Annotated in this window: 11 protein-coding genes; 7 read left to right on the top strand and 4 right to left on the bottom strand. The window is 62.7% G+C overall.

Annotated elements, in window-relative coordinates:
* Positions 1 to 10 precede the first annotated feature (10 nt).
* Positions 11 to 427 carry an SRPBCC family protein gene (locus tag ACP7EW_RS28230; RefSeq protein ID WP_426221383.1) on the top strand — a complete coding sequence of 139 codons (417 nt, stop codon included), beginning with the start codon at positions 11 to 13 and terminating at the stop codon, positions 425 to 427.
* Positions 428 to 556: 129 nt separating this feature from the next.
* Here the strand turns inward: ACP7EW_RS28230 and ACP7EW_RS28225 are convergent, their stop codons facing one another.
* Positions 557 to 1,951 carry a sensor histidine kinase gene (locus ACP7EW_RS28225; protein WP_426221381.1) on the bottom strand — a complete coding sequence of 465 codons (1,395 nt, stop codon included), beginning with the start codon at positions 1,949 to 1,951 and terminating at the stop codon, positions 557 to 559.
* Complete coding sequence (locus tag ACP7EW_RS28220) at positions 1,929 to 2,612, bottom strand: response regulator transcription factor (RefSeq protein WP_088423198.1); 684 nt, start codon at positions 2,610 to 2,612, stop codon at positions 1,929 to 1,931. The genes ACP7EW_RS28225 and ACP7EW_RS28220 overlap by 23 nt, the downstream gene beginning before the upstream one ends.
* Before the next feature lie 301 nt (positions 2,613 to 2,913).
* On the opposite strand from ACP7EW_RS28220, the gene ACP7EW_RS28215 reads away from it, so the two are divergent.
* Positions 2,914 to 3,819: a hypothetical protein gene (locus tag ACP7EW_RS28215; RefSeq protein WP_177077642.1), complete on the top strand. Its 906-nt coding sequence runs from the start codon at positions 2,914 to 2,916 to the stop codon at positions 3,817 to 3,819.
* Positions 3,820 to 3,917: 98 nt separating this feature from the next.
* Here ACP7EW_RS28215 and ACP7EW_RS28210 read toward each other — a convergent pair whose 3' ends face one another.
* Positions 3,918 to 4,598 carry an MFS transporter gene (locus tag ACP7EW_RS28210; protein ID WP_426221378.1) on the bottom strand — a complete coding sequence of 227 codons (681 nt, stop codon included), beginning with the start codon at positions 4,596 to 4,598 and terminating at the stop codon, positions 3,918 to 3,920.
* Between the two features lie 92 nt (positions 4,599 to 4,690).
* Here ACP7EW_RS28210 and ACP7EW_RS28205 point away from each other — a divergent pair, with 92 nt between their 5' ends.
* From ACP7EW_RS28205 to ACP7EW_RS28185, 5 genes are all read left to right on the top strand, one after another.
* Entirely contained in the window at positions 4,691 to 6,112 is a 1,422-nt protein-coding gene (locus ACP7EW_RS28205) for a PLP-dependent aminotransferase family protein (protein WP_426221376.1), read from the top strand.
* A 26-nt stretch (positions 6,113 to 6,138) separates the two neighbouring features.
* Positions 6,139 to 6,477 carry a hypothetical protein gene (locus ACP7EW_RS28200; protein ID WP_016975572.1) on the top strand — a complete coding sequence of 113 codons (339 nt, stop codon included), beginning with the start codon at positions 6,139 to 6,141 and terminating at the stop codon, positions 6,475 to 6,477.
* A gap of 96 nt (positions 6,478 to 6,573) precedes the next feature.
* Complete coding sequence (locus ACP7EW_RS28195) at positions 6,574 to 7,803, top strand: TolC family protein (protein ID WP_038848472.1); 1,230 nt, start codon at positions 6,574 to 6,576, stop codon at positions 7,801 to 7,803.
* Positions 7,796 to 8,974: an efflux RND transporter periplasmic adaptor subunit gene (locus tag ACP7EW_RS28190; RefSeq protein WP_426221374.1), complete on the top strand. Its 1,179-nt coding sequence runs from the start codon at positions 7,796 to 7,798 to the stop codon at positions 8,972 to 8,974. The genes ACP7EW_RS28195 and ACP7EW_RS28190 overlap by 8 nt, the downstream gene beginning before the upstream one ends.
* Entirely contained in the window at positions 8,971 to 12,129 is a 3,159-nt protein-coding gene (locus ACP7EW_RS28185) for an efflux RND transporter permease subunit (RefSeq protein WP_426221372.1), read from the top strand. The genes ACP7EW_RS28190 and ACP7EW_RS28185 overlap by 4 nt, the downstream gene beginning before the upstream one ends.
* On the opposite strand, the gene ACP7EW_RS28180 is transcribed toward ACP7EW_RS28185, so the two are convergent.
* Positions 12,059 to 12,967, bottom strand: coding sequence for a MurR/RpiR family transcriptional regulator (locus tag ACP7EW_RS28180; protein WP_028615857.1), 909 nt, complete (start codon positions 12,965 to 12,967; stop codon positions 12,059 to 12,061). The genes ACP7EW_RS28185 and ACP7EW_RS28180 overlap by 71 nt on opposite strands.
* Positions 12,968 to 13,015 lie beyond the last annotated feature (48 nt).

The following is a 13,015-nucleotide window of genomic DNA, read 5'->3' as shown; positions in this document are numbered from 1 at the left end:
AGTAATTAACGTGGCAACAGCGTCTTCTGTGATTGAAATCCCGGTTTCGGCCGATCAGGTCTGGCAATTGGTCGGCGGCTTCAACAGCCTGCCGGACTGGCTGCCGTTCATTGTCAAAAGCGAGCCAAGCGACGGCGGCCGCGTGCGTCACCTGCAAACCGCCGACGGTGGTGTGGTGGTGGAGCGGTTGCAGAGTTTTGACAACGTCGGGCGTACCTACAGCTACACCATTGAGCAGTCACCGTTTCCGGTGAGTGCGTACCTGGCGACGTTGCAGGTTGAAGCCTTGACCGAGTCGTCGGCGAAAGTGACCTGGTCGGGTGTGTTCACACCGGCGGCGGGGACTTCGGATGCGGCGGTGGAGGAGTTGTTTGCCGGCGTCTACAGCGGTGGGTTGGAGGCGTTGCGGGCTAACTTCCCGGCCTGATCGCCACGCACTGCAATTGAATGTGGGAGCGGGCTTGCTCGCGAATGCAGTGGGTCAGCCGATGTTTCGGTGACTGACCGACCGCATTCGCGAGCAAGCCCGCTCCCACTTTTTTGATCGGTGTGAACCTCAGGCTTTGGGCATAAGCTGCTGGCGGCATTCCAGGACTAATCTGGCACCGCCTTGCTCGCTGGTACCCACTTCCAACTTGAACCCATGCAAGTTGATGATCGCCGCCACAATCGACAAACCCAACCCGAACCCGCCTTGCTGGTCGCTTTCATCCACACGATAGAAACGCTGGAACACTGCGTCACGTTCCGCCGCGGGGATGCCGGGGCCGGAGTCGTGCACTTCAATGCGCGTGCTGCCGGCATCATTGACCCCGCGCAAGATCACTTCGCCGCCCGGCGGGGAGAACTTGATCGAGTTACTCAACAGGTTGGCCAGGGCCTCGAACAGCAGGGCGCGGTCGCCGGTGATCCACGGCAGGGATTCCGGGGTTTCGAGGCGCAATTGCAGTTCGCCTTCTTCAGCCAGGGGCAGGTAGAAGTCGTGCAGCTCGCGCAACAGCGGCAACGGGTCCATGACCAAAAAGCCGGAGCGACGCTGGTGGTCTTCCAGCTCGGAGATACGCAACAGCCCGCGAAAGCGCGCCATCAGGGTGTCGGTTTCGGCAATCGCGTCATCCAGTTTCACCGCGTAGTCCGATTCCGCCTCGGCCTCCTGCTTGATCCGGTACAGCTGCGCACGCAGGCGCGTCAGCGGGGTGCGCAGGTCGTGGGCGATGTTGTCGCACACGCCCTTGACCTCATTCATCAACTTCTCGATGCGATCCAGCATGGCGTTGACGATGGCCGCGAGCATGTCCAGTTCGTCGCGTCGGTTCGACAGCGGCAGGCGGTGGGTCAGGTCGCCGGCGACGATGGCTTCGGCGCTGGCCTGGATTCCGCGAATGCGTCGCAACGGGCGACGGCGCAATAAATGCCAGCCGGCAACGCCGGGGATAATCGTCAACGAAAGCGCCCACAGCAGGGCATGCCAGATGATCCGGGTCACGCCAAACAGCGAACCGTTGGCGCGCACCAGCACCAGCCAGCGGCCGTCTTCGGTGTGGGTGGCGACGGCGTCGCAGCTGTCCTTGGGCAACTTGGGGTCGTCGGAGTCGACGCAATTGGCCAGGGCGTGGATCTTGCCGTCCAGCGGCAGGTCGGGCGGCACCGCGCGGATCGGCCCGCTCAACGGGCGGAATTGCTCGTCGAACAAGCCGTAGGCGTCCACGCCCTTCATGTCGAAGGTCATGCTGGTGGTCAGGGCTTCCACCAGCTCCTCACCGTCAAAGCGCTGGAACAAGTGCTGGCGCTGCATCAGGGAATGGCGCGACAGGTCGCCCAGGTAACCCGACACCTCGTAATACAGCACCCCCATGAGGATGCAGCTCCACGCCACGAACAACGAACTGTACAGCGCCAGCAAACGGCTGCTGGAAGAGCGCCAGCCCTTAGAGGGGTTCAGCAATGACATAACCGGAACCTCGTACCGTGCGGATCAGCGGCGTGAGGCCCGGTGGGTCGATCTTCTTGCGCAGACGGCCGATGTGCACGTCGATCAGGTTGGTGCCGGGGTCGAAGTGATAGCCCCAGACTTCCTCGAAGATCATCATCCGCGACAGGATCTGCCCGGTGTTGCGCATCAGGAACTCCAGCAACTTGTATTCAGTGGGCAGCAGGCTCAGGGGCTGTTCGGCGCGGCTGGCTTCGCGGCTGATCAGGTTCAGCTCCAGGTCGGCCACGCGCAGGGCGGTTTCGAATTCCTGGACCGTGCTTTTGCGCCGCAGCAGCACTTCGACGCGGGCGGCCATTTCATCCGAGGCGAACGGCTTGGTGAGGTAATCATCACCGCCGGCACGCAGGCCGCGTACACGCTCATCTACGTCGGAGAGGGCGCTGATCATCAGGATCGGCGTCGACACACCAATCGTGCGCAGCGTGGTGACGATGGCCAACCCATCGAGCTCCGGCAGCATGCGGTCGAGGGTGATCAGGTCGTAATCGCCACTCACGGCGCGGACCAGGCCTTCGCGGCCGTTGTCTACCCAATCTACATCCAGTCCATGGCTACTCAGCTCGGCGACGATCTCGCGGGCGGTTACGGCGTCATCCTCGATGGTCAAAATACGGGTCATAGGATTACCTGGTGAGCGATTCACACTAGAAGTACGGGCATTTTGCCAAGAAATGGCTGAACGCTTCCTAAATAAAACTTCATGTTGGCAAAACTGACACATGTTTCATGACCGGCGGCAACGGAATGCATAACGCCCGCTCGTAATGGCCCTTTCTTGCAAGTTGCATGGTTCAAGTAAGTTCAATTTACTTAAGCTGCTGATTTATAACGTATTTAATTTTAGTGCGGACTGGCATGGTGCCTGCACTGTCCCTTTTGAGACTTGTAACACTATTTTTCTGCCTTGGAGCACAACAACAATGATCACATCCTCATCCACGCTGCAAGAGTCGAGCACGCTCTCCGGGGTATCCTGGGGGGCGATTTTTGCCGGGGCGGCCGCTGCGGCCGCATTGTCACTGATCCTGGTATTGCTGGGCTTCGGCCTGGGCTTTTCGGCGGTGTCGCCGTGGGCTGACAGCGGTATCAGTGCCAAGGGGCTTGGCATTTCCACGATTGTCTGGCTGGCATTCACCCAGATTGTCGCGTCCGGGCTGGGCGGTTACATCGCCGGCCGGTTGCGGGTGAAGTGGGCGAATATGCACGGCGATGAGGTGTACTTCCGCGATACCGCCCATGGTTTCCTGGCCTGGGCTGTCGCTACATTGATCACTGCGGTACTGGTGGTCGGTTCGGTCAGCAGTGTCGTCAGCGGCGGCGTGAAAGCCGGTGCCAGCGTTGCAGCCGGTGCGGCCAGCGGCATCACCCAAGCCGCCGGCAGTGCTGCCAAGGGCGTCAACGGTGGCGACTTCGACTACTACGTCGACAGCCTGTTCCGCGACGACCGCCCAGTCGCCGTCAGTGATGACGCCGCCCACGGTGTGGTTGCCCGCATCTTCACCCGCACCCTGAGCAATGACGGCCAACTGGCCCCTGAAGACCGTGCCTACCTGGCCCAGTTGATCAGCCAGCGCACCAACCTCAGCCAGGCAGATGCCGAAGCGCGTATCGACAAAGTCTACGGCGATGCCCGCAAAGCGGTGGAAGACGCCAAGCTCAAAGCCAAGCAGGCCGCTGATACCGCCGCCAAGGTCGCTGCCTACACCTCACTGTGGACCTTTGTGGCCCTGTTGATCGGCGCCTTCTTCGCCAGCTTCGCAGCCACCTTTGGCGGTCGTCGTCGCGATGCCGTGGTGTATGTCGAAACCGAACACTTCGTACGTTAATTCAAGGAGAACATCATGCGCTCATTACTGCTTTGGTTCCTCGGTGTGCCTATTCCGGTGATCATCCTGATCGCGATCTTCATGCACTGATTGTTGCGTTACCCAAGCCGCGCCTGAGCAACAGGCGCGGCTTTTTGCTGCAAGGCCAGCCAGCTTGCCACCAGCAACACACTTGCCAGTGCCGTCATCATCACCAACGGTGCCGACGTGCCATCGGACAACAGTCCGGTCGCCCAACTGCTCACAGCCGTCAGGAACATCTGGGTGAAAAAGAACAACCCGGATGCCGTTCCCGCGATTGCACCATAGGGCTGCAGCACCGACAGCTGACAGGCCGGAATCACCATCCCCACCGACACCATGATCAGTACCATCGGCAGCACGATCGCCAGCCATTCCCCTGGCAGTGCGACGGTTGCCAGCGCCAGAATCCCACTGCCCAGCACGTTCACGGCTATGCACAGTCGGGCGATGATCAGCACGGCGATGTTGTCAGCCAGGGCACAAGCTGCCGTGGCGAGGACATACAGAAACAACCCGGCCAGCAACACCGGACGACGACCAAAGCGGTCGGTGAGCGGACCACTGACCAGCAGCGAAATCGCCGAGCCGAGGGCGTACAGCGTCAGGGTCAGTTGCAACTGGCTGTCGCTGGTCTGGAAGTAATCGGCCATGGCGGGCAGGGCCGGCAGGTGCATGTCCAAGGTGATGCGTGGCAAGGCGATGAGCACGGTCAGCAGCACCAGCCAGAACCCGGTGGAGAGGGCGCGTTGAGTCATGGGACGTCTCGATGCAAAGAGTAGAGCCCGGACTCTAGTCGCATTGTGGTTTAATCATTAGGACCACTTGTTCCTTGTTTGATAGGACCACTATGAGCCAAGGAAAAACCGCATCCGCCCTCGATTTGCCGCGCCCCGACACGCTGGAGGCGGGCAAGCAGCAGGGCGCCTACGAAGCCTTGCGCGGTGCGATCCTGAACCGCCAACTGCCGGCGGGCAGCCGTTTGCCCTCCACGCGGAGCCTGGCCGAACGCTGGCGGGTCTCCCGTGGCACGCTGGAAGCCGTGTTCGACCGCCTGCACAGCGAAGGCTACGTGCAGCGGGTCGCCGGGTCCGGCACGCGGGTGTGCGCGGTGATCCCCGAGCAGTTCATCGCAGCGCCGTTGGCCAAGGACATACCCCGTCGGCCTGTGGAGTCTGATCTGCCGGACAGTGGTGTGCAGAGTCATGTACCCTTTGTCGCACGGCGCCCGGATGCCAGCCTGTTCGATCTGAAGAGCTGGGCCCGCTGTATCACCCGTGGGCTGTTGTCAGTCGGGCCGGGCGTGCTGGAAGCGTCCCATCCGGCCGGCCTGCCCGAGTTGCGCGCACAGATTGCCGACTACCTGCGCAGCTATCGCGGTCTGCATTGCGAAGCCGATGAGGTGATTGTCACCACCGGCATCCGCCACGCCCTGGACCTGATCGCGCGCAGCGTGCTCAAGGCTGGCGATAGGGCCTGTGTCGAGGATCCCGGCTACCTGCCGGCACGGCGCCTATTCACGCTGGCAGGCGCCAATGTGCAGGGCATCCCCGTCACGGCCGAGGGCCTCGATACTGCGCAACTTCCCGAGACAGCCCGTTTGGCCTACGTCACCCCGGCGCACCAGGCGCCCCTGGGCATGACGCTGTCGGTGTCCCGTCGCCTGGCGCTGCTGGACTGGGCAGCCCGCGCCGACGCCTGGGTGGTCGAAGACGATTACGACAGCGAGTACAACTACAACGCCGCGCCACTCGCCGCGCTCAAGTCACTGGATTCGGCCGACCGCGTGATCTACTGCGGCAGCTTCAACAAGAACCTGTTCCCCGGTTTGCGCGTGGGCTTCATGGTGGTGCCCAAGGTGTTGCGTCGCGGGCTGTTGCGCACCTTGCAACTCACCGGGCATTCGGTGGGGGCCACTGATCAATTGGGGTTGGTCGAGTTCTTGCGCAGTGGCGCCTTCGTGCGTCACTTGCGTGCCTCGCGCCAGGCATACCAAGCCCGTCGCGATGCGTTGCTGGAATACCTGGGCGGGCGCTGCGCGGTCAGTGGCCAGCAGGCAGGGTTGCATTTTGTGTTGTGGTTGCCGGCCGGTGTCGAAGAGGGCGATTTCTGCAACCATGCCGCCGAAGCCGGGTTGACGCTGCAGCCTCTAGGCAAGTTCTGTCACGGCGTGAGCTTGCCGCCGGCGGTGATCATCGGCTACACCGCGTTGACCCTGGCCCAGATCCGCTATCACGGCCGGGTTCTCACGCAATTGTTAATAGCGGCTTAACCCGCGCTTGGCTAGACTCGCGCCCCATGAGCCGCCTTTTGCGTTTAGTCCTGGTCCTGCTGTTGAGCCTCACGCTTCCCCTGACCGGGATGGCGGGTGTGCCTTCGAGCACCGAACCTTGCCCGATGAAGATGTCGGATATGCAAGTGATGACCGACATGAACCCGGACTGCTGTCAGGACGGTGTTGATCATGGCAAGGCCTGCAAACCCGGCCAGGAATGCAAGACCGGCGGCCTGTTGCAACTGTCCCTGCCGGTGCTCAAGGCGCCGTTGACCCTGGCCCATCCGCTGCTCGTCAGCGCCTCTTCGGATTTCATCCCCGACCGTACGCCGTCCGGCGTCTGGCGCCCACCCCGTTCCTGATTCCTGTTGCACCTCAAGACGCATCCCCTGATCGGGATGGCTTTGCTGTGGGCCGCGTAATGCGGCGCGCAGCGCAACGGAACAGGAATCTTCAACATGAATCCCCTCTACATGCGCGCTCTGGTGGTGGGCGTGCTGGCGTGGCCGGCGTGGGCGAGCGCGCTGACCCTGGACGACGCCCTGCGCCTGGCGCAGAACAATGCACCGTCGCTCGCTGCTGAGTCGGCCAAATTGCAGGCCGCGACCCAGGCGGCGATCCCGGCGGGTGAATTGCCCGACCCGAAGCTGGTGGTTGGCCTGCAGAACTTCCCCATCGGCGGGCCCAATCGCGGCACGTTGTATGGCGATGACATGACCGAACAAATGATCGGTATCCAACAGCAGGTGCCCAGCCGCGACAAGCGCAAGGCGCGTATCGAACTGGCCGATGCCACGGTGGAACGCACCGCGGCCGAAGGTCGGATCGAACGCCTGAACGTGCGCCAGGCCACGGCTCAGGCCTGGATCCGTGCCTATGCGGTGGAACGCAAAGAGGCCTTGTTCAAGGATTTCTACCAGCAGAACCGCCTGCTGCAGGACAGCGTGCGTGCGCAGCTGGCCGGTGGTCGCGGTCAGCCTTCGGATGCGGTGATACCGCGACAGGAAGCCGCCGAACTGGCCGGGCGTGAAGACGAGCTGACCCAGCAACGCGCCCAGGCCCGAGCGGCGCTCAAGCGCTGGATCGGCCCGGCCGCCAATGAAGCGCCCAGCGGCCAGTTGCCCAACTGGCCCATCGACGGGCGTTATAACCTGCATCAACACCCCGAGCTACAAGCCTTTGCACCGCGCACCCGCGAAGCCGAAGCGCGGTTGCGCGAAGCTAAGGCGCAAAAGACGTCGGACTGGAGTTGGGAAGTGGACTACCAGCACCGTGGCCGTGAATACGGCGATATGGTCAGCCTGCAATTGAGTTTCGACCTGCCGATCTTCCCCGGTCGCCGGCAAAACCCCGGGATCGCCGCCAAGCAAGCCGAACTGGATCAACTGGACGCCGAGCGCGAAGCGGTCACCCGCGAACACACCCAGCAACTGGATGATGACCTGGCGCAATACCAACGCCTGGACCGCGCCGTGCAGCGCAGTCAGGACAGCCTGGTGCCCCTGGCCGAAGAGAAGGTCGCACTGAGCCTGGCCGGTTATCGCGCTGGCAAGGGTGACTTGCTCAACCTGGTCAGTGCCCGCCGTGAGCTGGTCGAAGCCCGTTTCAAACAGATCGATGCCCTTGAGCAACGTGCCTTGGTTGGCGCGCAGCTGTATTTCGCCTACGGAGAAGCTTCCCATGATTAATCGACTCCTCGCAGTGGCGTTGTTGGGCGGCGGCCTGGGCGCTGGTTACTGGCTGGCGCAGGCACCGGCTCCGGTCGCGGCCATGGCCGACAACAAACCGGCGCTGTACTGGTATGACCCGATGTACCCACAGCAGAAATTCGACAAGCCCGGCAAATCGCCTTTCATGGACATGCAATTGGTGCCGCGTTACGCCGAAGGCGCCGCAGACAGCGCCGCCGTGCAGATCGACCCCCGTGTGGCGCAGAACCTCGGTGTGCGCCTGGCAACGGTCACCCGTGGCGTGTTGGCGTCCACACTGGACCTCTCCGGCATCCTCGCCTTCAATGAGCGCGACGTCGCCGTGGTACAGGCGCGGGCCAGTGGTTTTGTCGAGCGCGTGTATGACCGCGCGCCAGGGGATTTACTCAAGGCCGGTGCGCCTCTGGCTGACCTGTTGATACCCGAATGGGCGGCGGCTCAGGAAGAATTTCTGGCCTTGCGCCGCAGCGCGGATGCGAGCTTGTTGGCGGCAGCGCGTCAGCGTTTGCGCCTTAGCGGCATGCCCGCCGGGTTGATCGCGCAAATGGAGCGCAGCGGCCGTGCGCAATCGGTATTGACCGTTGCCAGCCCCATCGGTGGTGTCGTGCAAACCCTGGACGTGCGCGAAGGCATGACGATGGCGGCGGGGCAGACCCTGGCGCGCATCAATGGCCTGGATCGCCTGTGGTTGCAGGTCGCCGTGCCGCAATCTCAAGGTGCGGCCCTGGCTGTGGGGCAGGCGGTGGAGAGCCGCTTTGTCGGGCTGCCGGGGCAAGTCGTCAAGGGCACCGTCAGTGCCATTCTGCCGGCGATTGCCGGCGACAGCCGTACCGTGCAGGTTCGCGTTGAACTGCCCAATACAGACGGCACCTTGCGCCCCGGCATGACGGCCCAAGTGCGTCTGGCGCAATCCTCCCCGCAATCCGTACTGCAAGTGCCCAGTGAAGCGTTGATCCGTACCGGTAAACGTACGCTGGTGATGCTGGCCGAGGAGGGCGGGCATTACCGTCCGGTGGACGTCGAGGTCGGCGCGCAAAGCCAGGAGATGACGGTGATCCGCAGCGGTTTGCAGGAAGGCCAGCAGGTGGTCGCGTCCGGTCAATTCCTGCTGGATTCTGAAGCCAGTTTGCGCGGGATTATCCAACCATGATCGCCTTATTGATTCGTTGGTCAGTCGCCAACCGTTTTCTGGTATTGCTCGCAACGTTGTTTGTCACGGCCTGGGGCGTCTGGGCGGTGCAAAACACGCCGGTCGACGCATTGCCGGACCTCTCCGATGTGCAGGTGATCATCCGCACGCCGTATCCCGGCCAGGCGCCGCAGATTGTGGAAAACCAGGTCACCTACCCGATGACCACCACCATGCTTTCGGTGCCGGGCGCCAAGACCGTGCGGGGGTTTTCCTTTTTCGGCGACAGCTACGTCTATGTGCTGTTCGACGAAGGCACCGACTTGTATTGGGCGCGCTCGCGGGTGCTGGAATACCTCAGCCAGTTGCAGGCGCGCTTGCCCGCATCGGCTAAACCGGCGTTGGGGCCGGACGCCACTGGCGTTGGCTGGATCTACCAGTACGCATTGGTTGACCGCAGCGGCCAGCATGACCTGGCGCAGTTGCGCGCCTTGCAGGACTGGTTCCTCAAGTTCGAACTCAAGACCCTGCCCAATGTGGCCGAAGTCGCGACCATCGGAGGCCAGGTCAAGCAGTATCAGGTGCAGCTCGATCCGCTAGCCCTGGCCAATCGCGGCATCACCCAGGCACAGGTGGTGGAGGCCATCGGCAAAGCCAACCAGGAAACTGGCGGCTCGGTGCTGAACATGGGCGAATCCGAGTACATGGTGCGCGCGTCCGGCTACCTCAAGTCGCTGCAGGATTTTCGCGGGATTCCTTTGCGCCTGGACGCGAATAATGTGCCCGTGACGCTTGGCGACGTGGCAAGCATTCAGCTGGGCCCGGACCTGCGCCGGGGCGTGAGCGAGCTGGACGGTGAGGGCGAAGCCGTGGGCGGGGTGGTGATCCTGCGCAGTGGCAAGAACGCGCGGGAGGCCATCGCCGCCGTCAAGACCAAGCTTGAGCAACTGAAGAGCAGCCTGCCGCCCGGCGTGGAGATCGTCACCACTTACGACCGCAGCAAACTCATCGACCGCGCCGTGGAAAACCTCAGCCACAAGCTGCTGGAAGAGTTCGTGGTGGTGGCGCTGGTCTGCGGGATATTCCTGTGGCACCTGCGTTCGTCCCTGGTGGCGATCATCTCGCTGCCGGTGGGGGTGTTGATTGCGTTTATCGTCATGCGTTTCCAGGGCATCAACGCCAACATCATGTCCCTGGGCGGCATCGCGATTGCCATCGGCGCGATGGTCGACGCGGCGGTGGTGATGATCGAAAACGCCCACAAGAAAATCGAAGCCTGGCACCACGCCAATCCGGGTCGTGAACTCAAGGGCGAAGACCACTGGAAGGTCATGACCGACGCGGCGGTGGAGGTCGGCCCGGCGCTGTTTTTCTGCCTGTTGATCATCACGTTGTCCTTCATTCCGGTGTTCACCTTGCAGGCCCAGGAAGGTCGGCTGTTCGGCCCGCTGGCCTACACCAAGACCTACGCCATGGCGGCGGCCGCCGGTTTGTCGGTGACCTTGATCCCGGTGCTGATGGGCTACTGGATTCGCGGGCGTATCCCGGATGAGCAGCGTAACCCACTCAATCGCGGCCTGATCAAGCTCTACCAGCCTGCGCTGGAGGCGGTGCTGCGTCGGCCGCGCCTGACCCTGGTGGTGGCGTTGCTGGTGGTCGCCAGTGCGCTGTGGCCGATCTCGAAACTGGGTGGGGAATTTTTGCCGCCGCTGGACGAAGGGGACTTGCTGTACATGCCCTCGGCACTGCCGGGGCTGTCGACGCAAACCGCGGGTGAGTTGCTGCAACGCACCGACCGGCTGATCAAGACCGTGCCGGAAGTCGCCCATGTGTTTGGCAAGGCCGGTCGCGCCGAAACCGCGACCGACCCGGCCCCGTTGGAAATGTTCGAGACCACCATCGAGTTCAAACCCCGTGACCAATGGCGCCCGGGTATGACCCCGGACAAACTGGTGAAGGAACTCGACCGCGTGGTGCAGGTGCCGGGCTTGACCAACATCTGGATTCCACCGATTCGCAACCGCATCGACATGCTTGCCACTGGCGTTAAAAGCCCGGTCGGCGTGAAGGTCGCCGGTACCAGCCTGATGCAGATCGACGCAGTGACCCAGGCGGTGGAAAAGGTCGCCAAGGGCGTACCGGGCGTCAGTTCAGCCTTGGCCGAACGCTTGACCGGTGGGCGCTACATCGACGTGGATATCGACCGGGCAGCGGCCGCGCAATACGGACTGAACATCGCCGATGTGCAGTCGATTGTGTCCGGTGCCATCGGCGGGGAAACCATCGGCGAAACCGTGGAAGGCCTGGCGCGCTTCCCGATCAGCCTGCGCTATCCAAAGGAATGGCGCGACTCGGTGACGGCCTTGGCAAACTTGCCGATCTACACGCCGTCCGGCAGCCAGATCACCCTGGGCACGGTGGCCAAGGTCAAGGTGAGCGACGGCCCACCGATGCTCAAGAGCGAAAACGCACGGCCTTCCGGCTGGGTCTACATCGACGTGCGTGATCGCGACCTGGCGTCGGTGGTGAAGGACCTGCGCGCAGCGATCAACCAGCAGGTACAACTGCAACCGGGCATGAGCCTCAGCTATTCGGGGCAGTTCGAATTCCTGGAGCGGGCCAATCAACGCCTGAAATTGGTGGTGCCGGCGACCTTGCTGATCATCTTCGTGCTGCTGTACCTGACCTTTCGCCGGGCGGACGAAGCATTGCTGATCCTGGCGACTTTGCCGTTCGCACTGACGGGCGGGGTGTGGTTGCTTTACGGGCTGGGTTTCAACCTGTCAGTGGCCACGGGCGTAGGGTTTATCGCGCTGGCCGGTGTGTCGGCGGAGTTCGGCGTGATCATGCTGCTCTATCTGAAAAACGCCTGGGCCGAACGCAAGGATGGGAACCTGCTGGCCGCCATCACCGAAGGCGCGGTGCTACGGGTACGGCCCAAGGCGATGACGGTGGCGGTGATCATCGCGGGCTTGTTGCCGATCCTGCTGGACGGCGGCACCGGCAGCGAGGTGATGAGCCGCATCGCCGCGCCGATGATCGGCGGGATGCTTACCGCACCGTTGTTGTCGCTGTTTGTGATCCCAGCGGCCTATCGGCTGATGCTCAGTCGTCGAAGCCGACCTGCTCATGAATCTCATCCACCTTCAACTCCAACCGGTACGCCACCGCAATAAACAACGCTTGGCACAGGCACAGGGTGGCGCTCAACGAGCGGAAGGCAAACGACGAACCTTCATTCACCAACAGCACCGCGTTCGCCCGCTTGGCCAGGGGCGACAGGTTGCTGTCGGTGATGATCAACGTCTTGGCCTGATGATGCTGGGCAATCCGCAAACAGTGCTGGGTCTCTTTGCCGTAGGGCGTGAAGCTGATGGCAATCACCAAGTCGTTGGCGCGCACGCTGCGCATCTGTTCGCGATAACTGCCGCCCAGGCCTGAGATCAGGTGGATGCGCTTGTTGGTGTGTTGCAGGTTGTAGACCAGGTAATCGGCCACCGCAAAAGAGCGGCGCACGCCGACCACGTAGATATTGTCGGCGTTGACCACCAGGTCCACGGCTTTGTCGAACGCGACATCATCCAACTCCAACCCCAGGCGCTCGATGCCGGACAAAGTCGCGTTGACGCACTCACGCGCCAGGTCGCCGCCGCTGGCCTTCTGCGACTTGTTGGCGATCATGCTGCGGATGCGCTGCTGGTAGTTCTGCACCGGCGTGGTCTTGTGGGTATAGGCCTCGCGGAACAACGCCTGCATCTCACTGAAGCCACTGAACCCGAAGCGTTGCGAGAAGCGCACGATGGCCGACGGGTGCACCTCGCACTCGCGGGCGATGTCGCTGATGCGGTCGACCATGATCCGGTCGCTCTGCTGGCTCATGTAGCTGGCGATGCGCTTGAGCTGGCGTGGCAGGCTCTCGTATTCGTCGGTGATCAGCTGCAACAGGCGCTCGGCATTGATCGGAGGGCTGGCGAGAGTGTCTTCCAGGGTGGTCTCGGGATCGGTGCGGGACATGGGCAATCCTTCTGGCGTTGTTGTCTGTTGCGCTGATGGGTGGCGCAA

The sequence above is a fragment of the Pseudomonas sp. DWRC2-2 genome, assembly GCF_049897885.1.
Classification (GTDB): Bacteria; Pseudomonadota; Gammaproteobacteria; order Pseudomonadales; family Pseudomonadaceae; genus Aquipseudomonas; species Aquipseudomonas azotoformans_A.
The sequence above is the reverse complement of the archived record's forward strand: the minus strand, read 5'-3'. Positions and strand labels throughout refer to the sequence as shown.

What these genes read in the sequence shown, in the direction of transcription:
- ACP7EW_RS28205 (WP_426221376.1), top strand. Translation starts at nt 4,691, where the DNA reads ATGAGCCAAGGAAAAACCGCATCCGCCCTCGATTTGCCGCGCCCCGAC.
- ACP7EW_RS28195 (WP_038848472.1), top strand. Translation starts at nt 6,574, where the DNA reads ATGAATCCCCTCTACATGCGCGCTCTGGTGGTGGGCGTGCTGGCGTGG.
- ACP7EW_RS28180 (WP_028615857.1), bottom strand. Translation starts at nt 12,967, where the DNA reads ATGTCCCGCACCGATCCCGAGACCACCCTGGAAGACACTCTCGCCAGC.
- ACP7EW_RS28225 (WP_426221381.1), bottom strand. Translation starts at nt 1,951, where the DNA reads ATGTCATTGCTGAACCCCTCTAAGGGCTGGCGCTCTTCCAGCAGCCGT.
- ACP7EW_RS28220 (WP_088423198.1), bottom strand. Translation starts at nt 2,612, where the DNA reads ATGACCCGTATTTTGACCATCGAGGATGACGCCGTAACCGCCCGCGAG.
- ACP7EW_RS28210 (WP_426221378.1), bottom strand. Translation starts at nt 4,598, where the DNA reads ATGACTCAACGCGCCCTCTCCACCGGGTTCTGGCTGGTGCTGCTGACC.
- ACP7EW_RS28200 (WP_016975572.1), top strand. Translation starts at nt 6,139, where the DNA reads ATGAGCCGCCTTTTGCGTTTAGTCCTGGTCCTGCTGTTGAGCCTCACG.
- ACP7EW_RS28215 (WP_177077642.1), top strand. Translation starts at nt 2,914, where the DNA reads ATGATCACATCCTCATCCACGCTGCAAGAGTCGAGCACGCTCTCCGGG.
- ACP7EW_RS28185 (WP_426221372.1), top strand. Translation starts at nt 8,971, where the DNA reads ATGATCGCCTTATTGATTCGTTGGTCAGTCGCCAACCGTTTTCTGGTA.
- ACP7EW_RS28190 (WP_426221374.1), top strand. Translation starts at nt 7,796, where the DNA reads ATGATTAATCGACTCCTCGCAGTGGCGTTGTTGGGCGGCGGCCTGGGC.